This is a genomic window from Kytococcus sedentarius DSM 20547, assembly GCF_000023925.1.
GTDB lineage: Bacteria > Actinomycetota > Actinomycetes > Actinomycetales > Dermatophilaceae > Kytococcus > Kytococcus sedentarius.
Genome location: NC_013169.1, coordinates 219,266 through 238,384, shown reverse-complemented (window position 1 = coordinate 238,384; position 19,119 = coordinate 219,266). Strand labels below are relative to the sequence as shown.

Below are 19,119 nucleotides of genomic sequence, written 5' to 3'. Positions count from 1 at the left end.
GCGCGTGAACCCGACGTGGGGCGCGGACACCCGACGAGGGGGTGAGCGGTCCACGCGCCGAGCTCCCAGCCCGGCACCGAGTACCCCGCCTCAGCCCGGCCGCCCCCGGGGCACCCACCGGGCGAACGCCGCCGACGCCCCGAACCCGAAGCACGCCGCCACGACGATCGCCGCCCCGAGCCCACCGAGGACCGTCACCCCCGAGATCACCAACGGGCCCGAGGCGTTCCCCCCGTCGGCCAGGGTGCGCATCACCGCGAGGAAGGAGGTCCGCCCCACCTCCGGCGCCACGTCTCCCGACAGGGTCATCACCAGCCCCGAGCCCAGCCCGTTGCCGAATCCGATGACCACCGCCGCCAGCGCCAGGGTCAGCGCCGAGCCGGACAACGGCACCAGCGCGATGCCGGCCCCCAGGATGGCCATGGACGGGATGGCGTTCGCCCGCCGCGAGACCCGGTCCATCAACACCCCGGCCGGGTAGAAGGTCAGCGTCTCCAGCAGCCCGGCCAGTCCCACGATCAGCGAGATCACGCTGTCGTCCACCCCGATGTGGTGCCCCCACAGCGGCATGATCACGGTCCGCGAGCCCCGCGCCGCCGCACACAGCACCACCCCGACCCCGAGCGTGGTGAAGGTGCGCCAGTGCCCGGTGATGACGCCCCGCATCGGCGGTGGTCGGGTGGCCTTCGATGCGGCCTCGCCCGGCAGGCGGGGCAGCCACAGGGTGGTGAGGGTGAGCACGAGCAGGAGGGCCAGCGAGACCGCCACCGGGCCGCGCACGCCCACCTGCCAGATGGCCAGCGCCCCCAGCATCGGACCGACGAAGAAGCCAATGCGGGCCATCCCCCCGAGCGTCGACATTGCCCGCGCCAGCTGCCGCCGCGGGAAGGCCGAGGTCAGGTAGCTCTGCCGGGCCAGCATGAACACGCTCGTCGAGCAGCCCAGCATCACCACCCCCAGGGACAGCACGGCCAGCGAGCTGGTGGTGAGCACCAGCAGCATCGCCAACGCGCTCAACGCCCCCGCGCCGGTCATCGCGCGGCGCTCCCCGATGCGCTCGGTGGCCATGCCCGCGGGGATGCCCACCGCCATCGCCGCCACGCCCTGCAGGGCCACGATGAGGGCGGCCTGCCCCGCTGTCGCACCCAAACGCATCGCGATGAGGGGCAGCACCGGCAGCGTCCCGGCCAGCGCGACCGACCACAACAGCATCGGCGCGTAGGCCGACAAGGCGAGCTGGCGCAGCGTGGGCCCGCCGGGCGTCAACGGGGTACCCCAGTTCTCCAGGCGGGCTGTGGACACCGCGCGGCTCACCAACCCACCACGCTCTGCGCCCGCTGCATGCCCGCAGGCTACGCCGCGGGAGCCCCCACGCGCCGAGCGGGCCCGCCCTCCTCGGACGGACCCGCTCGCAGCGCTCCGGAGGTGGGGCTCAGCACACACCTCCGGTGGGCGTCACCAGATGAAGGCCTTGCCCGGGTCCTCCAGCAGGGCGGCCACGTCGGCCAGGAAGCGCGACCCGAGGTCACCGTTCACCAGGCGGTGGTCGAAGCTCAGGGCGAGCTCGGTCACCCAGCGCGGCTCGATGGTCTCGTTGCCGTCGGCGTCGGTGACCACCCACGGGCGGCGGTTGATCGCGCCGAAGCACAGGATCGCAGCCTCCCCCGCGTTGAGGATCGGCGTGCCGGAGTCGACGCCGAAGACACCCACGTTGGTGATCGTGATGGTGCCGCCGGACATGTCTGCCGGCTGCGTCTTGCCACCGCGGGCGGTGGAGATCAGGTCACCCAGGTCGTTGCCCAGCTCGACCAGCGACTTCTCCTGCGCGCCCTTGATGTTGGGCACCATGAGGCCACGCGGGGTGGCAGCGGCGATGCCGAGGTTCACGTCCGCGTACTGGACGATCTCCTGGTTGGCCTCGTCCCACTTGGCGTTGATCTCCGGGTTGCGCTGCGCGGCGATCACCACGGCCTTGGCCACCAGGAGCAGCGGCGTGACCTTGATGTCCTTGAACTCGCGGTCGGCCTTCAGCTTCTCCACCAGCTCCATCGTGGCGCTGATGTCGAAGGTGATGAACTCCGTGACGTGCGGGGCGGTGAACGCGCTGTTCACCATCGCCTGCGCGGTCACCTTGCGCACGCCCTTGATGGGGGTGCGCTGCTCGCGCTCACCGGCCGACGCGGCGGGCGCACTAGCGGCGGGCGCTGCCTGCGCAGCGGGGGCGGCCGCTGCCACCTGGCCACCGGCCTGCGCGCCGCCGGCCAGGGCCTGCTCGACGTCCTGCCGGGTGATGATGCCGCCGGGCCCGGTGGGGGCGACGGTCCGCAGGTCGATGCCGTTGTCCTTGGCGAACTTGCGCACCGGCGGCTTGGCCTTGGGGCGGTCGCCACCGGAGGCCGCGTGGCCCACGGCGCCGTGCAGCTGCTGCCCGGGGCGGCGCTCGGAGCCCTCGGCGACCATGCGCTGGCCGTAGCCACCCTCCCCCGGCGCACCGGAGAGGGACTCGCCTGCAACCGGGGCCGATGCGGTGGACGCACCCGGCCCGCTGCCGGAACGACGGCGGCGGGTCGTCGAACCGGCGACCGCGCCGTAGCCCACGAGGTTCGCGACGCGCTCCTCACCGTCGTCACCCGCAGCGGCGTCACCGCCGGCTGCCTGGTCACCGCCGGCGGCGGGGGCGGGGGCGGTCGCGTTGCCCGTGCGGACGGCGATGATCGGCGCGCCGACCTCGACCTCCTGGCCCTCCTCGGCCAGCAGCGCGTCGACCACGCCCGCGAACGGGATCGGCAGCTCGACCAGGGACTTGGCGGTCTCCACCTCCACGACGACGTCGTTGACCTTGACCTCGTCGCCCACCTTCACCTTCCAGGCGACGATCTCGGCCTCGGTCAGCCCCTCACCGGGGTCCGGCAGGACATAGTGCTCCACGCCCGACCCGGCGGCGTCGGAGCCGGCTGCGCCCACCTCGGGCGAGGCCGGGTTGCCGGCAGTGGCCTGGGAGGTGGACGACGCACCGGCGGGCGAGTCTGCGGACTGGCCGCTCCCCTCATCGGCACCCATGGAGGACGCACCACCGGAGGCGGCCGGGGCGGACGAGCCACCCTGACCGTCGTCGATGGCGATGATGGGCGCGCCCACCTCGACCTCGTCGCCCTCGGCGGCGAGCAGCTCGACGACGGTGCCGGCGAAGGGCACCGGCAGCTCGACGAGCGACTTGGCGGTCTCCACCTCGACGACGACGTCGTTGACCTTGACCTCGTCGCCCACCTTCACCTTCCAGGCGACGATCTCGGCCTCGGTCAGCCCCTCACCGGGGTCTGGCAGGACATAGTGCTGAATGCTCATATCCGTGGCTCCCTCCCGGCGTCAGTGCGCCAGGACCTCGTCGACGTGGAACAGGATGCGGTCCAGGTTGGGGAGGTACTCCTCCTCGAACCGGCTGGGCGGGTAGGGGATGTTGTACCCGCCACAGCGAGCCACCGGGGCCTCCAGGTGGTAGAAGCACTTCTCGGTCACCTGCGCGGCGATCTCCGAGCCCATGCCCAGGAAGGTCGGGGCCTCGTGCACCACGACCACGCGGCCGGTCTTCTTGACCGACTCGACCACCGGGGCCAGGTCCAGCGGGTTGAGCGTGCGCAGGTCGATGACCTCCAGCGAACGCCCCTCCTCCGCGGCCGCGGCGGCGGCCTGCATGCAGGTCTTCACCATCGGGCCGTAGGTCACCAGGGTGACGTCCGAGCCCTCCTTCACGACGCGGGAGGCGTGCAGGTCGGTGGTCGCCTGCCCGTCGGTGGAGAACTCCACCTCGCCCTTCTCGTGGTAGCGGCGCTTGGGCTCGTAGAAGACCACCGGGTCGTCGCTGGCGATGGCCTGCTGCATCATCCAGTAGCCGTCCTCCGGCGTGGCCGCACAGACGACCTTCAGGCCGGCGGTGTGGGCGAAGTAGGCCTCGTTGGACTCGCTGTGGTGCTCCACGGCACCGATGCCGCCGCCGAAGGGGATGCGGATGACGATCGGCATCTTCAGCTGGCCCAGCGAGCGGGCGTGCATCTTGGAGACCTGGCTGATGATCTGGTCGAAGGCCGGGTACACGAAACCGTCGAACTGGATCTCCACCACCGGGCGGTAGCCGCGCAGGGCCAGGCCCACCGCGGTGCCCACGATGCCGGACTCGGCCAGCGGCGTGTCGATCACGCGCTCCTCGCCGAAGTCGTCGACCAGGCCCTCGGTGATGCGGAACACGCCACCCAGGCGGCCGATGTCCTCACCGAGCAGCACCACCTTGTCGTCATCGGTCATGGCCTTGCGCATGCCGGCATTGAGTGCCTTGGCCAGCGTCATCTTCTTGGCGCTCATCGGTTCAGTTCCCTTCGAAGCCGGCGTGGTACTCGACGAACTCGCGACCCTCGTCGTTCAGGGGGGCGTGCTCAGCGGCGTAGGTGTGGTCGAACATGGTCCCCAGCTCGGGGTCCGGCATGGTCTGGCAGGCCTTGCGGACGCGGGCGGCCATCTCGCCGGCCTCGGCGTCGATCGCGGCGAAGAACTCGTCGTCGCCAATCCCCTGGGCCACCATGTGCTTCTTCAGGCGGTCGATGGGGTCCTTCGCGCGCCACGCCTCGACCTGCGAGTCCTCGCGGTACTTGGTGGGGTCGTCGGAGGTGGTGTGCGCACCCATGCGGTAGGTGAAGGCCTCCACCAGCACCGGGCCCTTGCCGGAGCGGGCGTGGTCCAGCGCCCAGGCGCCGACCGCGAGCGAGGCGAGGATGTCGTTGCCGTCCACCCGGACGCCCGGGAAGCCGAAGCCGGCGGCACGCTTGAAGGGCTCCACCACGAAGTTGCGGTGGGTGGGCTCGGAGATGGCCCACTGGTTGTTCTGCACGAAGAACACGCACGGCGACTTCGCGACGGCCGCGAACACCATCGCCTCGTTGTAGTCACCCTGCGAGGTGCCACCGTCGCCGGTGCACGCGACCACGGCAGTGTCGACGGTGTCGTCACCGGTCGCCCAGGCGCCGTCCAGCTGCACGCCGCGGGCGTACCCGGTGGCGTGCAGCATCTGGTTGCCGATCACGATCGTGTACAGGTGGAAGTTGTTCTGTTTGGAGTCCCAACCGCCGTGGTTCACGCCGCGGAACATGCCCAGCAGGTTCTCCGGGTCGACGCCCTTGGTCCAGGCCAGACCGTGCTCGCGGTAGCCGGGGAAGACGTAGTCCTGCGGCTTCAGGGCGCGGCCCATGCCCACCTGGGCGGCCTCCTGGCCGAGCAGCGAGGGCCACAGGCCCAGCTCGCCCTGGCGCTGCAGGGCGAAGCCCTCGGCGTCCACGCGGCGCACCAACACCATGTCGCGCTGCATCGCCTTGATGGCCTCGGCATCGATCGACTCGAGGTAGCGCGCGTACGGAGCGTTCAGCTCGGTCTCGATGCGCTCACCCTCGGGGGTCAGGAACTGGACCATCTCGGGCCCGCCGTCGGTGACGTCGACCGGCTGGGCGCCGGCGTCCTCCGGGGCGCGGCTGGCGCTCTCCTGCAGCGCGTCCTGCGCGGCCTCGACGTTGGGGTCGCTCACGGTGTCTCCTTGGTGTACAGCGGCGCGCGAACGCGCCGGTCGGACCGCGGGATCACGGTCGTCTGTGGCTCAGGTCACGCTACTACGTGGGCAGCGTGGGTCATCGGGCCCTGCCGGTGGCAGGGCACGACGTCGGTCAGTCGGTCGGGATTGCGCGCAGCGCCCGCGGGATGGGTCGTTCAGGCGGTGCGCTCGCGCCACTGCCGGCAGAGGTCGATGAGGCGGACGTTCGCCTCGTCCTCCCCGATGGTGACGCGCGCGCCCTCCCCGGCGAAGGGACGCACGACGAGGCCGTTCTCCCCGGCGAAGGCGGCGAAGTCCATGGTCTGGTCGCCCAGCGGCAGCCAGACGAAATTGGCCTGCGACTCCGGGATCTCCCAGCCCTGCTCGGTCAGCGCGTCGACCACCTGGCGGCGCTGTATCTTCAGGGCGGCCACGCGCTCGTCCAGCTCGTCCATCGCCTCGAAGCTCGCGAGCACGGCGTCCTGCGCCAGCTGGCTCACCCCGAAGGGGACGGCGGCCTTGCGCAGCGCCTCGGCCACGCGCGGCGAGGCCACGGCGTAGCCCACGCGCAGGCCGGCCAGCCCGTACGCCTTGGAGAAGGTGCGCAGCACCACCACGTTCGGGTGGGCGGCCTGCACCGCGAGCGCGTCCGGGGTCTCGTCGGACTCGTTGAACTCGAGGTAGGCCTCGTCGATGACGACCAGCACGTCGGTGGGCACCTTGGCGAGGAAGGCGTCGAGCTCGTCCGCGCGGACGCTGGGGCCGGTGGGGTTGTTCGGCGTGCACACCAGCACCAGGCGGGTGCGGTCGGTGATGGCGTCCGCCATCGCGTCGAGGTCGTGGCGGGCCTCGGCGTCCAGGGGCACCTGGACGCTCTGGGCGCCGGCCAGCCCGATCACGATGGGGTAGGCCTCGAAGGAGCGCCACGCGTAGACGACCTCGTCGCCCGGGTCGCAGGTGATCTGCACCAGTTGCTGCAGCACCCCCACCGAGCCGGTGCCGATGGCGACGTTCTCCGGCTGCACACCGCAGTGGTCGGCGATGCCGGCCAGCATCGCGGCCGCGCCCATGTCCGGGTAGCGGTTGAAGGTCTGGGCCGCGTTGGACACGGCGTCCTGCACGCTCGGCAGCGGCGGGTAGGGGTTCTCGTTGGAGCTCACCTTGTAGGCGGTCAGGCCCTCGACGGCCGGCGCGGGCTTGCCGGGCTTGTAGGCCGGCAAGGCGTCCAGGGCGCCGCGGAGACGCACCTGGTCGGAGGTGGAGGGGGCCTGCGAGGTGGGGTCACTCATGGCGTCAATCTATCCGTGACGGCGGCCACTGCCCGACCGGGTCGCCACTCGCCCGGTCACGCCGGTGCACGGCGGAACGCCACGGGGGTGGGACGCTGGTCCCATGCGCCAGTTCTTCCTGAAGACCGTCGTCAACGGCATCCCCCTGTGGGTCGCCGCCCTCGTGGTGCCCGGCATCGCCATCGGCAGCCAGGCAGACGGGTTGGGCACCCGCCTGCTCAGCGTGGTCCTGGTGGCCCTGCTGTTCGGCGTCATCAACACGCTGGTGAAGCCGCTGGTGAAGCTGTTCAGCTTCCCGCTGATCATCCTCAGCCTGGGGCTGTTCACGTTCATCATCAACGCGGCCATGCTCTCGCTGCTTTCCTGGGCCTCAGGCGCCCTGGGTCTGGACTTCCACGTCGACTCGTTCTTCTGGTCGGCCGTCCTCGGGGCCGTGGTGGTGACCTTCGTGGCGATGCTGCTGAACCTGCTGCTCCCGGACGGCGAGGACGACCGGGTCGTGCTGGCCGGCGGCCAGCACCGTCGTTACTGAGCGAGGCGCGAGGAGGTGTGATGTGGGTCACGGGCGAGTACCGTGACGCGGGTTCGTGTTGCGCCCGACCCGGGCGCCCCGGCCCGAAGGAACCCCTCATGTCACACACCACCCGCCGCATCGGCGCCGCGCTCGGCGCCATCGCCCTGACCGGGACGCTGGTGGCCTCGAGCCCCAGCACCGCCGTCCCCACCACGGCCGACCCCGCACAGGCGACCACCGGCGCCGGCACGCAGCGCCACCTGGTCCTCGCCGCCGAGGGCGCCGACGACGCCTCCGTGCGCGCCGCCATCGAGGCCGCGGGGGGTGAGGTGGCCCAGACGAACGAGGCCATCGCCCTCTACACGGTGAACGGACCGGTCGACCTCGCTGCCCGCCTGGCCGGCTCCACGGTCATCGAGGGCACCATGGCCGACAAGGTCATCGGCTACACGCCCGGGAGCGACCTCGCCGACAAGGTCCGCCGCGCCGACGAGGTGGAGAAGGTGCGCTCCCAGCGTCCCGCGCACCCCGCATCGGACCGCGCCCACGAGCGCGCCACCAGCGAGGGGCACGGCAGGGGCAAGGGGAAGGGCAAGCCTCAGCCCGGCCCGGTGCCGGCCGGGGACTCCCTCAGCGACCGCCAGTGGAATATCGACATGATCGACGCCCCCGATGCCCACCGCACCGCCACCGGCAAGGGCGCACGCGTCGGCGTGATGGACACCGGCGTGGACGGCGACCACCCGGACCTCGCGGCCAACTTCAACGCGGCCCTCTCCCGCAACTTCACCACGGACATCCCCGAGATCGACGGGCCCTGCGAGGAGGCGGACTGCAAGGACGCCAACGACGTCGACGAGGGCGGGCACGGCACCCACGTCGCGAGCACCATCGCCTCGGCGCGCAACGGCCACGGCATCGTGGGCGTGGCCCCCGACGCCGACCTCGTGAACCTGCGCGTGGGCCAGGACAGCGGCTACTTCTTCCTTGAGCCCACGCTGGAGGCCCTCACCTATGCCCCGTCCGCGGGCGTCGACGTGGTGAACATGAGCTACTACATCGACCCGTGGGCGTTCAACTGCCCGAACAACCCCGCCGACAGCCCCGAGGAGCAGGCCGAGCAGCGCTTCACGATCGAGGCCACCAACCGTGCCCTGGGGTACGCGCGATCGCACGGCGTCACCCTCGTGAGCTCGCTGGGCAACTCCGCCCTGGACCTCGGCAAGGTGACCACCGACGACTCGAGCCCGAACTACCCCGAGGGGGAGGTGCGGGAGCGCGAGATCGACAACTCCTGCCTGGACCTGCCCGTCGAGGGCGACGGCTCCATGGGCGTCTCGGCGGTCGGCCCCTCCGGCCTGAAGTCGTACTACTCGAACTACGGCGTGGCCGAGATCCACGTGGCAGCCCCCGGTGGCGCGTACCGCGACTTCGAGGACGGGTCCATGACCGCGACCCCGGAGAACCTGATCCTGGCGGCGGCCCCGAAGGGCGTCCTGGAGGAGTCCGGCGACCTCGACGAGAACGGGATGCCCACCAGCGACTTCGTGGTGCGCGAGGAGCTCGCTGGCGGCGAGGTGGCCTACTACCAGTACATGCAGGGCACTTCGATGGCCTCGCCCCACGTCACCGGCGTGGCCGCGCTGGTGATCGAGGAGAAGGGCCAGCCGGACAACCGGCTCGGCGGCCGCAAGATGCAGCCCAAGCGCGTGGAGGGTGCCATCACGACCTCGGCGCACGAGCGCGACTGCGACGCCGAGGTGTTCTCCTACCCGGGCCTGTCCGACCGCTACACCGCCACCTGTGAGGGCGACGCGGACTTCAACGGCTTCTACGGGCACGGCATCATCAACGCCGCGAGCGCCGTGAGCAAGACCCCGCACAAGCACTGAGCCGGACCCCCGCCGACGGCGTCACCCGCACGGGTGGCGCCGTCGTGCGACGTCGGAGTGGACCGCGGCGGGGCGAGGGGGCTGGCACCGGGGTGAGAACGATTCCTCTTCGCGCGCATTCTCTCGGCCATGCGAACCATTCTCAAGAACCCGTATGCCACACGGCACGCGGGCCCCTCCGTGCACCCAGGACCACCGGCGGGCGCGCCTCAGACCACGCGGCGGAGCACCGTCATCGTCTGCTGCCCGTAGCCCCCGCCGAAGAGGATCGCGTGCACCAGCAGGGGAACCAGCTGGTAGGTGCCGATGCGGCTGCGCCACCCCTGCGCCGGCGGGTACGCCTCGCAGTAGGCGCCCAGCTCGGCCTCACTGAACCCGCCGAAGAGCTGCATCATCGCCAGGTCTTGCTCCCGGTGCCCGTACTGGGCCGAGGGGTCGATGAGCCAGGACCGCCCCGCGCGGTCGACCACCCGGTTCCCGGCCCACAGGTCGCCGTGCACGAGCGTCGGCGGCTCCTCGGGCCCCAGGTGCTCGGGGCCCAGCCGCCCCGCCAGCTCCACCGCGGCGGGGTCCAGGGCGCCCTCGTCCACCGCGCGCCGGGCCAGGGAGAGCACCCGACGCTCCAGCAGGCTCTCGGCCCACGTGGCACAGGGCGTGAGGTCGATCTCGCAGGCCCCGAGCCACCCGGCCGGGTCGCCGTCCACCGCCCCGTACCCGGTGACGCCGGCGTCGTCGACCACCGCCGGGGCCGCCGGTCGCGTGGTCCGATGCAGGGCAGCGAGCTCGCGCCCGAAGTCACCCTCCGCCGCCGGGCGCCCGCTGCCGGCCCCCGGGACGAGCGTGGTCACCAGCTCAGTCCCTCCGAGGTGCAGCACCCGCGGCACGCGCGCCCCCGCATCGGCCAGGGCTCGCAGCCCGACTGCCTCGAACTCGAGCAACCGGTGCGGCGGGGACGGGTGGCGCTTCACGAAGACGCGCTCGCCGTCGCGCTCCTCGGCGCCGGTGCTGCCGGTGGCCGCGGCGCTCACCGTGCGGCGCGCTCCACGACCTGCCGCCAGCTGCCGTCCTGCACCGCGGCCACCAGGCCCTCGCAGGCCGGCTCGATCTGGTCGTACATCGCGGTGAAGGCCGCAGCGTCCTGCCCGTAGGGGTCGGGGACCGGCTCGGGGTCGGCCGCATCGGCGCCCGGAGCGAAGGCGCCCAGGGCCACCACCTTCGCCGCGTCCTGCGGCGTGGGGGCGAGCCCGCGCAGGTCCTCGGCGTTCTGCTCGTCCATGGCCAGCACCAGGTCCGCACCGGCGAAGTCACCAGGCGCGATCTGCCGGGCCACCGTCTCGAAGGTGTAGCCGCGACGCTCCCCCTCCTGGCTGCTCAGGTGGTACGGGTCCTGACCCACGTGCCAGTCGCCGGTCCCGGCGGAGGTGACCGTCACCTCATCGAGGCCGGCCTCCGCGAACTTCCGGCGGAGCACCGCCTCCGCGGCGGGCGAGCGGCAGATGTTCCCCAAGCAGACGCATTCGATGTGCATGACCCCAGTCCACCAGACGCGGCCACGGTCGGCGCAGCGCGGGGCACAGCACGGTCGGTGAAAGGTCACGATTCCCCCAAGAGACCTTGTGCGGCAGCGCAGCCCGGGGTTACCTGAGCGAACCCCCACCCACACCAGGAGCAGGCCAAGGAGCTGCGCGAACAGGTCACCATCGTGGCCGTCCCGCAGCTGAACCCGGACGCCAGCGAACTCGACCGCCGCGCGAACGACCGCACCTGGGACGAGGTGGTGGCCGACTTCCCGCAGCTGGCCGGGGCGAACGCGCCGTGGAACTACTACACGCAGCCGCGCCAGGGAGACGACTACGCCTCCCAGCCGGGCTTCGACGTCAACCGCGACTTCCACCCCGACCTGGACTACGTGCCCTCCGCGCAGGACTTCCCCGGCACCTCGGCCGACCCGGGCTGGTACATCCACCCCGAGAGCCAGAACATCCGGGACCTGTACACCGACCTGCAGGCCGAGTTCGGCACGGTGGACACCTTCGTGGACCTGCACCACCAGGGGCCCTGCTACCTGGTGGGCGACACCGGCGAGGAGGTGACGCTCTCGCTCTCCGGTAAGTTCGTCGACATCGAGAACCACGCCCAGTACGACAAGGGCTACGACCTGGAGTACTCCAAGCGCTTGAACGTGGCCGCCCTGGACGCCCTTCAGGCCCGGGGCAACTCGCCGTTCGGCAACATCTCCCTCTACGACCAGGAGGTCGACCTGCCGGGCACGGCCCTGGGCTCGTTCGCCCTCAACGGCTCGGGCACCGTCCTCTTCGAGGTCCGGGGCCAGACCCAGTCGTGGGGCGCCAAGAAGAAGGGACAGTTGGTGAAGGCGGTCGAGACCGGTCTGATGGGGATCGTCACCTCCGTGGCGGACGACTCGGTCGACGAGCTCGACCCCACCCGCTACGACGACATCCCGCCGACCACGTACCCGCGTAACTGACGACCACACCGATGTGCGCCCGGGAGGAGCTCCTCCTGGGCGCACTCGCGTGTGTGGGGGGGCCGGGTCCAGCCGCTGGCCCCCCACCTGACCCGACAGGCGTGGTGGACTGGGGCGAACGACCCCGGAGGCACCATGAGCAACCCGGACCCGCACCCCACCGAGACCGTCTGCGAGAACGACTCCTCCCAACCCGAGCTCCTCGCCCCGCGCGAGGTACCGCTCGGCGGGCCGCGGGCGATGACCGTCCGGCGCACCCTGCCGCAGCGGGCGCTCTCCCTCATCGGCGCCTGGTGCTTCCTCGACCACTACGGGCCCGATGAGGTGACCCCCACCTCGGGCATGAAGGTTCCCCGGCACCCACACACGGGGCTCGCGACGGTCTCCTGGCTGTTCGACGGAGCGATCGACCACCTGGACTCCACCGGCGGCGAGGCCCGCATCGAGCCCGGCGACCTGGCGCTCATGACGGCGGGGCGCGGCATCACCCACCAGGAGTTCTCCACCGAGGACACGCACCTGCTGCGGGGCGTCCAGCTCTGGTACGCGCTGCCCGATGCGGAGCGCCACGGCGAGCCCGACCTGCAGACCTACCGGGCGCCCGACGTGGGCCTCGACGGCGGGACGGCGCGGGTCTTCATCGGGTCGTTGGCGGGCTCGACCTCCCCGGTGCGGACGCGGACCGCCGGGCTGGTGGCCGCCGAGATCGTCCTCGATGCGGGGAGCGAGGTGGTGCTGGAGCTCGACCCGGCGTTCGAGTACGGGGTGCTGGCGGACTCGGGCACCCCCGTGGTGTGTGACGAGTCGATGCCGGTGGACCACCTGCGGTACCACGCGCCGGGTCACACGCACCTGGTGCTGGGCGGCGGGCCGGACGGGGCACGGGTGGTGCTGGTCGGCGGGGTGCCGCTGGGCGAGCAGATCGTCATGTGGTGGAACTTCGTGGGCCGTTCGCACGACGAGGTGGCGGCCTACCGGGCGCGCTACCAGCGGGAAATCGGGGCGGCGGACGGCGACCCCGCGTCGACCCCGGTGGACGAGGTGGACGACGACGCGGAGCTGTTCGGTCCCTGGCCCAACGGAACGCCGGACCCGATCCCCGCGCCGGTCCTGCCGAACGCGCGCCTGCGCCCGCGCGGGTAGGCGCGGGGCTAGGGGGCCAGGTACCGGCGGCCGGCCGTGGCCAGCCAGAGCGCCCCAGCCAGCCCGACCGCCACGGTCACCAGCACCGATGCGGTGAGAGACGCCCGCTGTGTGAGCGCCACCAACCCCGGAGCCACCACCGTGCCGACGGTCGCCAATGCCATCCAGCGGCCGAGGAACCGCGGCCGCCCGACGGCCGGCGCGAGGATCAGCCCGAGGGTCTTCACGATGCCGGAGCCCGTCCCGCCCGCGAGGCCCAGGACCACGATCGCCGGCCAGAACCCCCCGGGCACCAGCAGCAGCGCGAACCCCGCCGTCAAACCCACCAGGCAGGTCAGAGCCACCGGCAGCGGACCCCATCGGTCCAGGGCGGCACCCGCGGGCAGGAACAGGGCCAGCTCCAGCGCCATCCACACCCCCATGGCGAAGGAGACGCGCGCATCGGGCAGGTGCACCACGCCCGCGGCCCACAGCGGCAGCAGCACCTCCTGGTTGATCCGCAGCGCCGAGAGTGCGAGCACCGACAGGCCCACCACCCAGAAGCCCGCCCACACACCGGCCGGGATGCGCGGATGTCCTGCCGGGCGCGACGGGGTGGCCGACGGGACGCTCGATGGGGCGGCCGCCGCTGCGACCGTTTCCGGCGCGCGCCCGGCCTCGGGCCGGGGCTGGGGCAGGGGGCCATCGGGTTCCGGGGCAACCGGCGCCGGGGCGGTCAGGATGGCCACGCACCCGATCACCGCGGCCAACGCGAACACCACGAAACCCGCCACCGGGCCGACGGCCAGGATCAGGGCGCCCGCCACGAACGGCCCGACCAGCCGCCCCACCCGTTGCGAGGCGCCGTAGGTGTTGACCGCCCGCCCGCGGACGGCGGCCGGGATCCACTGCGCCATGAGCTCCTGCCGCGCGACACCCCACACACCGTCGGTCAGGTTGAACACCGCGAGCGCCACCAGGTAGGCGGGCAGCTGCCCCATGCCCGTGGCCACCGCCACCACCAGGGCCGTCACCGCCAGCACGGCTGCTGCGGTGGATCCCACCAACGCGGCCCGCTCACCCCATCGCTCGACGACGGGGCCGGTGGCGGCGGTACCGGCCACCATCACCACCCCGGAGAGGGTCAGGGCGAGCGCGACCTGTCCGGCATCGAGGCCGATGGAGAGCCCGACGAGCACCTGGGCGGGGATGGCCGCACCGGTGCCCACCGAGTAGAGCGCGCTGGGCAGGTAGAGCGGGCGCATCAGGCGACCGATGACGGCGCGTGCCGAATCAGCGGCCGGACCGGGCGACCGCCCGGCGACGGTGGAGCGGGGGGTGGAGCTGGCGGGCACGGGGCCTCCTTCGCGGGCGTGCCACCAGCCTGCGTGCTGGGGCGGTCACGCACCACCGATGTAGCGTCCCGCTACATGGTTGTCTTCCACCTGCCCGACGCGCGGGTGGCTGACGTGCGCTTCGCCATCAGCCCGTTGGTGGAGACGGCCCTGTCGTTGCGGGTACTGGCCGCGCCCGAGCGGTTCCCCCTGCAGGTGCCGTGGGAGCGCCGGGCTCGGCAGCGCATGGGCGAGGTGGACCTGCCGGTCCTACGGGCGCTGTTGAACCGGCACGGCCACACGCCGGATGCGATCACCCCGGCGCCGCGGACCCTGCACGCGACGGCGGCCCAGGAGTGGGAGTGGCTGCGGGCCACCGATCCGGCCGTGCTGGCGCAGGACATCCGGGCGGTGACCGGGCACGTGGACCCCGCCCTGGGGCGCGGAGCGGCCATGGTGACGCGTGTCGCCGATGCCCTGGAGGGTTACTGGGAGGCCTGCCTGGCGGCTGACTGGCCCCGCATCCGCACCGTGATGCAGGCCGACCTGGCACACCGCGGGCACGTCATCGCCCGCCGGGGCACGCCGGCTGCGCTGAACGACCTCAGCCCCACCGTGCACCTGACCGGCGACACGCTCGAGGTGGTGAGCCGCCACGGCATCGACCACGAGGTGGACGTCGGCGACCGGCCCCTGTGGCTCGTGCCCACCCTGTTCAGCACGCGGGCGGCCTACCCGGGGTCGCCCGACCATCCCCCGATGGTGATGTATCCCGCCCGGGGCCAGGGCGGCATGTGGGGTGCTCCGCCGCCGGTGGACGCCGATGCGGTGAGGGCCCTCCTGGGCGGGCCCAGGGCGCGGCTGTTGCGGATGCTCGCCGAGCCCGCATCGACCACCGTGCTGGCAGCTCGGCTGGGGGTCACGGCATCGGCCGTGAACCAGCACCTGCAGGTGATGCGGGCCGCGGGACTGCTGCGTGCCGAGCGGGCCGGGCGGCAGGTGCTCTACGCGCGCACCGAGCTGGGTGAGCAGCTGGCGGGCTGAGGCGGTCGCCGGCCCCAGCGGGTCCCCCGCCCGGCACCTCGCGGTGTTCGGCGCTCCGGTTGCTGGAGGGGGAGAAGGGCGCCCGGGGCGGGGGTCACCGCACAGGCAGGGCGAGCCACAGGGCCGCGGCGAGGCAGGCCAGGCAGACCGCCCCGAAGAGCACCACCCACACCGCGCCGGGCACGCCGGTGAGATCAGCCAGCTGGTCGGCGTCACCGGCCTGACGGCGCCCCGTGGCACGCGCCCGCTGCCGGCCGTGGTGCAGCGAGAGCACCGCCCGGGGGGCGGCGAGCAGCAGACCCCAGACGGTGACGTGGGCGGTGGCGGTGACGGCCCAGCCCGGCGCCCACCATGACAGCGCCCCGACCACACCCCCGATGCCGACCACCACCAGGAACCCGTAGCCGTTGCGGATGAAGACCAGCATCCCCAGGCACAGGGCCACCAGCAGCCACAGCCACGCCGCCGAGTACCCGGCCCCCAGCACGGCGGACCCGGCCAGGCCCAGCAGTGCCGGCGTGGGGTACCCGGCCAGCAGGGTCGCCACCATCCCGGGGCCCCGTGGCCGCCCGCGGGAGACGGTCACCCCCGAGGTGTCGCGGTGCAGCGTGATGCCGGAGAGCCGGCGCCCCACCAGCACCGCCACCACGGCGTGCCCGGCCTCGTGCACTATGGTCACCAGGTGCCGCACCACGCGGTGGCCAGCGGGGCTCCAGGTGACCGCGAAGGCCAACCCCAGCAGAGCCAGGGCGGCCACCGGGTGCAGGGGCGGCTGGGTGGCGCTCACCCGGATCCAGAGCTCGTCGATCACGCAGGTCAGGGTGGCACGGTCGGCTGGGAGGGGGCGGAGCCCGGACCCGCTGCGACGATGGGGGCATGACGACGCACCAGAGCTCCCGCATCGACACCCTCGTCTTCACCGTGCCGCGCGACGACGCGGACGCCGTCCTGGCCGCGCTCTTCGCGGCTGGTGCGGGCCGCATCGGTGACTACACCGAGTGCGCCTTCACCGTCGACGGCGTGGGACAGTTCCGGCCCGTGGGTGACGCCGACCCCACGATCGGCACGGTGGGCGAGATCGAGCGCGTCGAGGAGCGCCGCTGCGAGGTGCCCTTCACCGCCGCGGAGAAGGAGGCCATCCTCGCCGCGCTCGTCGCGGCCCACCCCTACGAGGAGCCGAGCTACTTCGTCATCGCCAACGCGGCGTGAGGGGGCGAACAATGAGCACTCAGCGTGGCGTCGCCACCATCGACCCCGCGGGCGTCCGCGCCGCCTACGACGAGGTGGCCGACACCTACGCCGACCACTTCACCGCAACCGAGGCCGAGTCCCCGCTCGAGCTGGGGATGATCGACCTCTTCTGCTCGCTGCTCGAGGGCCAGCGGCGGGTGCTCGACGCCGGCTGCGGCGCTGGGCGGCTGCTGCCCCATCTCGCCGGGCGAGGCTGCACGGTCGAGGGCGTCGACCTCTCGCCCGGGATGGTCGCGCGCGCCCGGGCCGACCACCCGGAGTTCCCGGCGCAGGTGGCGTCGCTGGACGATCTCCCGCACGCCGACGACACCTTCGACGGGGTCTTCTCCTGGTACTCCACGATCCACACCGGCGATGCCGACCTGCCCGGGCTGATCACGGAGATGCGACGGGTCCTGCGCCCCGGCGGGCTGCTGCTCCTGGCCTTCCAGACCGGCACCGGCGTGCGCGACATCGCCCAGGCCTTCCGGGAGCACGGTCATGAGGTGGAGCTGCTCCGTGCTCACCGGAGCCTGGAGGAGGTCGGCGCGCGGCTGACTGAGCAGGGCATGACCTCGGTGGCCCGCTTCGACCGCCTCCCACTGGGCACCGAGCGCGACCGCCAGGCGGTCCTCATCGCACGCGAGCCGGCCCCGGAGGCCTGACTCACCCGCACCCGGCGCCACGCACTTCCACACCCTTGAGACACTGGGCAGATGAGTACTGTCGAAACCCACGCCCTCGAACCCACCCCCAGCCTCCCCGCCATGCCGAAGCGCCTGGCCGCCGAGGCCCTGGGCACCTTCTGGCTGGTCTTCGGCGGCTGCGGCTCGGCGATCTTCGCCGCCGCCAGCATGGGGGAGGCTGCTGGCGAGCCCATCCACGTCGGCATCGGCTACCTGGGCGTCGCCCTGGCCTTCGGGCTCACCGTGGTCACCATGGCCTACGCCGTCGGTCATGTCTCCGGCGGGCACTTCAACCCGGCCGTGACGGTCGGCCTGGCCACCGCTGGCCGCCACCCGTGGAAGGACGTGCTGCCCTACGTCGTCGTCCAGGTCATCGCCGGTCTGGTGGCTGGTGGTGCGCTCTACGCCATCGCCACCGGCAAGGCCGGCTTCGAGGCGGTCGGCAGCATGGCGGCCAACGGCTACGGCGCGAACTCGCCCGAGGGCTACTCGATGATGGCCGTCCTGCTGGCGGAGGTGATCCTCACGGCGTTCTTCCTGTACGTGATCCTCGGCGCCACCGACGACCGCGCCCCCCAGGGCTTCGGCCCCCTGGCCATCGGCCTGGCGCTCACGCTGATCCACCTGATCTCCATCCCGGTGTCGAACACCTCGGTGAACCCCGCCCGGTCCACCGGCGTGGCCTTCTTCCACGGCGACGGTGCCCCGGCCCAGCTTTGGCTCTTCTGGCTGGCGCCCGTCCTCGGCGCGGTCATCGCCGGCATCAGCTACCACGCACTGCTGGGCGAGGAGAAGCGTTCGGCCATCCGCGAGGCCGCCGCTCACGACGCCGCCTGAGCATGCCGGGCGCGGCGACGAGCCAGTCGCCGCACACCGGACCACGATCGCTGTCGGGCCGATGCGGGACTCACCGCATCGGCCCGACGAGTGCCCGGGGGGGGCCCACGGCCGAGGCCCCCGGCCTCCCCTGGCCCCGTTGCACCTCCGGCTGCACCCCCAACACCTAGGGTGGCCACACCCATCCGCACCCCAGGAGGACCCGTGGCGAACACCCGTGACGTCGAGGCCGGCATCCACACCGACTTCCGCGAGGAGATGAGCTACGGCGGCTACCTGGACCTGGACCGGCTGCTCTCCGCCCAGCACCCGGTGAGCACGCCGCCCCACCACGACGAGATGCTCTTCATCATCCAGCACCAGACCTCCGAGCTGTGGCTGAAGCTGGTGCTGCACGAGATCCGCTCGGCCATGGAGCTGCTGGCCGCCGACGAGATGCGCATGTCACTCAAGCGCATCGCCCGGGTGAAGCACATCCAGAAGACGCTCACCGAGCAGTGGAGCGTCCTGGCCACCCTCACCCCGAGCGAGTACATGGAGTTCCGCGACTTCCTGGGCCATGCCAGCGGATTCCAGTCCTGGCAGTACCGCGGGGTGGAGTTCGCGCTGGGCAACAAGAACGCCGCCATGCTGCCGGTGCACGAGGCCGATCCCGAGGCCCACGCACTGCTCACCGAGCTGCTCGAGGCCCCGAGTCTCTACGACGAGTTCATCCGCTGCCTGCACCGCCGCGGCATCGAGATGCCCGCCCACGTGCTGGAGCGGGACGTGACCGTGGCCCACGAGCAGGACGCCGAGCTCACCGCGGTGTTCACCCACATCTACGAGAACGCCAGCGACCACTGGGACGTGTACGAGGCCTGCGAGGAGCTGGTGGACCTGGAGGACAACTTCCAGCTCTGGCGCTTCCGCCACCTCAAGACCGTGCAGCGCGTGATCGGCATGAAGACCGGCACCGGCGGGTCCTCGGGGGTCGGCTTCCTGCAGCGCGCGCTGGACCTGACCTTCTTCCCCGAGCTGTTCGCCGTGCGGACCGAGATCGGCACGGCCTGAGGGGGCCGATGGGGTGAGCCCCGCCTCGCGGTGGGGCCACGCACCTCATGCACATGCACAT

The 19,119-nt window shown here is 72.3% G+C and carries 17 protein-coding genes and 1 pseudogene; 9 read left to right on the top strand and 9 right to left on the bottom strand.

The features are described 5' to 3' along the window. Nucleotides 1-90: 90 nt before the first annotated feature. The 5 genes from KSED_RS01145 to hisC form a co-directional block, all read right to left on the bottom strand. The gene (locus KSED_RS01145) at nt 91-1,302 is read right to left on the bottom strand and encodes an MFS transporter (protein ID WP_012801741.1); all 1,212 of its coding nucleotides are present in this window, start codon (nt 1,300-1,302) and stop codon (nt 91-93) included. 153 nt (nt 1,303-1,455) lie between these two features. Beyond that, nucleotides 1,456-3,345 (bottom strand): dihydrolipoyl dehydrogenase family protein, encoded by a 1,890-nt coding sequence (locus KSED_RS01140; RefSeq protein WP_012801740.1) that lies wholly within the window; start codon nt 3,343-3,345, stop codon nt 1,456-1,458. A gap of 21 nt (nt 3,346-3,366) precedes the next feature. Then, a complete protein-coding gene (locus KSED_RS01135; protein WP_012801739.1) occupies nt 3,367-4,356 on the bottom strand; it encodes an alpha-ketoacid dehydrogenase subunit beta in 990 nt (329 codons plus the stop codon). A 4-nt stretch (nt 4,357-4,360) separates the two neighbouring features. Further along, a complete protein-coding gene (pdhA, locus tag KSED_RS01130) occupies nt 4,361-5,566 on the bottom strand; it encodes a pyruvate dehydrogenase (acetyl-transferring) E1 component subunit alpha (protein ID WP_012801738.1) in 1,206 nt (401 codons plus the stop codon). Between the two features lie 179 nt (nt 5,567-5,745). Next, on the bottom strand, nt 5,746-6,858 hold the full coding sequence (gene hisC / locus KSED_RS01125) for a histidinol-phosphate transaminase (RefSeq protein WP_012801737.1): 1,113 nt from the start codon (nt 6,856-6,858) through the stop codon (nt 5,746-5,748). Nucleotides 6,859-6,961: 103 nt separating this feature from the next. Here hisC and KSED_RS01120 point away from each other — a divergent pair, with 103 nt between their 5' ends. Together KSED_RS01120 and KSED_RS01115 are read left to right on the top strand one after the other, a co-directional pair. Then, the gene (locus KSED_RS01120; RefSeq protein WP_012801736.1) at nt 6,962-7,390 is read left to right on the top strand and encodes a phage holin family protein; all 429 of its coding nucleotides are present in this window, start codon (nt 6,962-6,964) and stop codon (nt 7,388-7,390) included. A 98-nt stretch (nt 7,391-7,488) separates the two neighbouring features. After that, nucleotides 7,489-9,264 carry a S8 family peptidase gene (locus KSED_RS01115; protein WP_012801735.1) on the top strand — a complete coding sequence of 592 codons (1,776 nt, stop codon included), beginning with the start codon at nt 7,489-7,491 and terminating at the stop codon, nt 9,262-9,264. Between the two features lie 209 nt (nt 9,265-9,473). Here the strand turns inward: KSED_RS01115 and KSED_RS01110 are convergent, their stop codons facing one another. Beyond that, a complete protein-coding gene (locus KSED_RS01110; RefSeq protein WP_012801734.1) occupies nt 9,474-10,292 on the bottom strand; it encodes a fructosamine kinase family protein in 819 nt (272 codons plus the stop codon). Then, nucleotides 10,289-10,792 carry a low molecular weight protein-tyrosine-phosphatase gene (locus KSED_RS01105; protein ID WP_012801733.1) on the bottom strand — a complete coding sequence of 168 codons (504 nt, stop codon included), beginning with the start codon at nt 10,790-10,792 and terminating at the stop codon, nt 10,289-10,291. Before KSED_RS01105 ends, KSED_RS01110 begins: the two co-directional genes overlap by 4 nt. A gap of 147 nt (nt 10,793-10,939) precedes the next feature. Between KSED_RS01105 and KSED_RS01100 the strand changes: the two are divergent. Together KSED_RS01100 and KSED_RS01095 are read left to right on the top strand one after the other, a co-directional pair. Next, nucleotides 10,940-11,752, top strand: a pseudogene (locus KSED_RS01100) (M14 family zinc carboxypeptidase); the annotation flags it as partial. A 135-nt stretch (nt 11,753-11,887) separates the two neighbouring features. Beyond that, nucleotides 11,888-12,895, top strand: coding sequence for a pirin family protein (locus KSED_RS01095; RefSeq protein ID WP_012801731.1), 1,008 nt, complete (start codon nt 11,888-11,890; stop codon nt 12,893-12,895). A gap of 8 nt (nt 12,896-12,903) precedes the next feature. Here the strand turns inward: KSED_RS01095 and KSED_RS01090 are convergent, their stop codons facing one another. Further along, nucleotides 12,904-14,229, bottom strand: a complete 1,326-nt coding sequence (locus KSED_RS01090; RefSeq protein WP_012801730.1) for an MFS transporter — start codon at nt 14,227-14,229, stop codon at nt 12,904-12,906. Nucleotides 14,230-14,304: 75 nt separating this feature from the next. Between KSED_RS01090 and KSED_RS01085 the strand changes: the two genes are divergently transcribed. Beyond that, the gene (locus KSED_RS01085) at nt 14,305-15,252 is read left to right on the top strand and encodes an ArsR/SmtB family transcription factor (protein ID WP_012801729.1); all 948 of its coding nucleotides are present in this window, start codon (nt 14,305-14,307) and stop codon (nt 15,250-15,252) included. Nucleotides 15,253-15,346: 94 nt separating this feature from the next. Here the strand turns inward: KSED_RS01085 and KSED_RS01080 are convergent, their stop codons facing one another. Beyond that, nucleotides 15,347-16,063: a M50 family metallopeptidase gene (locus KSED_RS01080; RefSeq protein ID WP_012801728.1), complete on the bottom strand. Its 717-nt coding sequence runs from the start codon at nt 16,061-16,063 to the stop codon at nt 15,347-15,349. Nucleotides 16,064-16,128: 65 nt separating this feature from the next. Here KSED_RS01080 and KSED_RS01075 point away from each other — a divergent pair, with 65 nt between their 5' ends. The 4 genes from KSED_RS01075 to kynA all read left to right on the top strand — a co-directional run bounded on the left by KSED_RS01075 (nt 16,129) and on the right by kynA (nt 19,058). After that, nucleotides 16,129-16,461: an NIF3 1 gene (locus KSED_RS01075; protein WP_012801727.1), complete on the top strand. Its 333-nt coding sequence runs from the start codon at nt 16,129-16,131 to the stop codon at nt 16,459-16,461. Nucleotides 16,462-16,472: 11 nt separating this feature from the next. Beyond that, a complete protein-coding gene (locus KSED_RS01070; RefSeq protein WP_012801726.1) occupies nt 16,473-17,147 on the top strand; it encodes a class I SAM-dependent methyltransferase in 675 nt (224 codons plus the stop codon). 51 nt (nt 17,148-17,198) lie between these two features. Further along, a complete protein-coding gene (gene aqpZ / locus KSED_RS01065) occupies nt 17,199-18,005 on the top strand; it encodes an aquaporin Z (protein ID WP_115306684.1) in 807 nt (268 codons plus the stop codon). Nucleotides 18,006-18,209: 204 nt separating this feature from the next. Beyond that, the gene (gene kynA, locus KSED_RS01060; protein ID WP_012801724.1) at nt 18,210-19,058 is read left to right on the top strand and encodes a tryptophan 2,3-dioxygenase; all 849 of its coding nucleotides are present in this window, start codon (nt 18,210-18,212) and stop codon (nt 19,056-19,058) included. Nucleotides 19,059-19,119 lie beyond the last annotated feature (61 nt).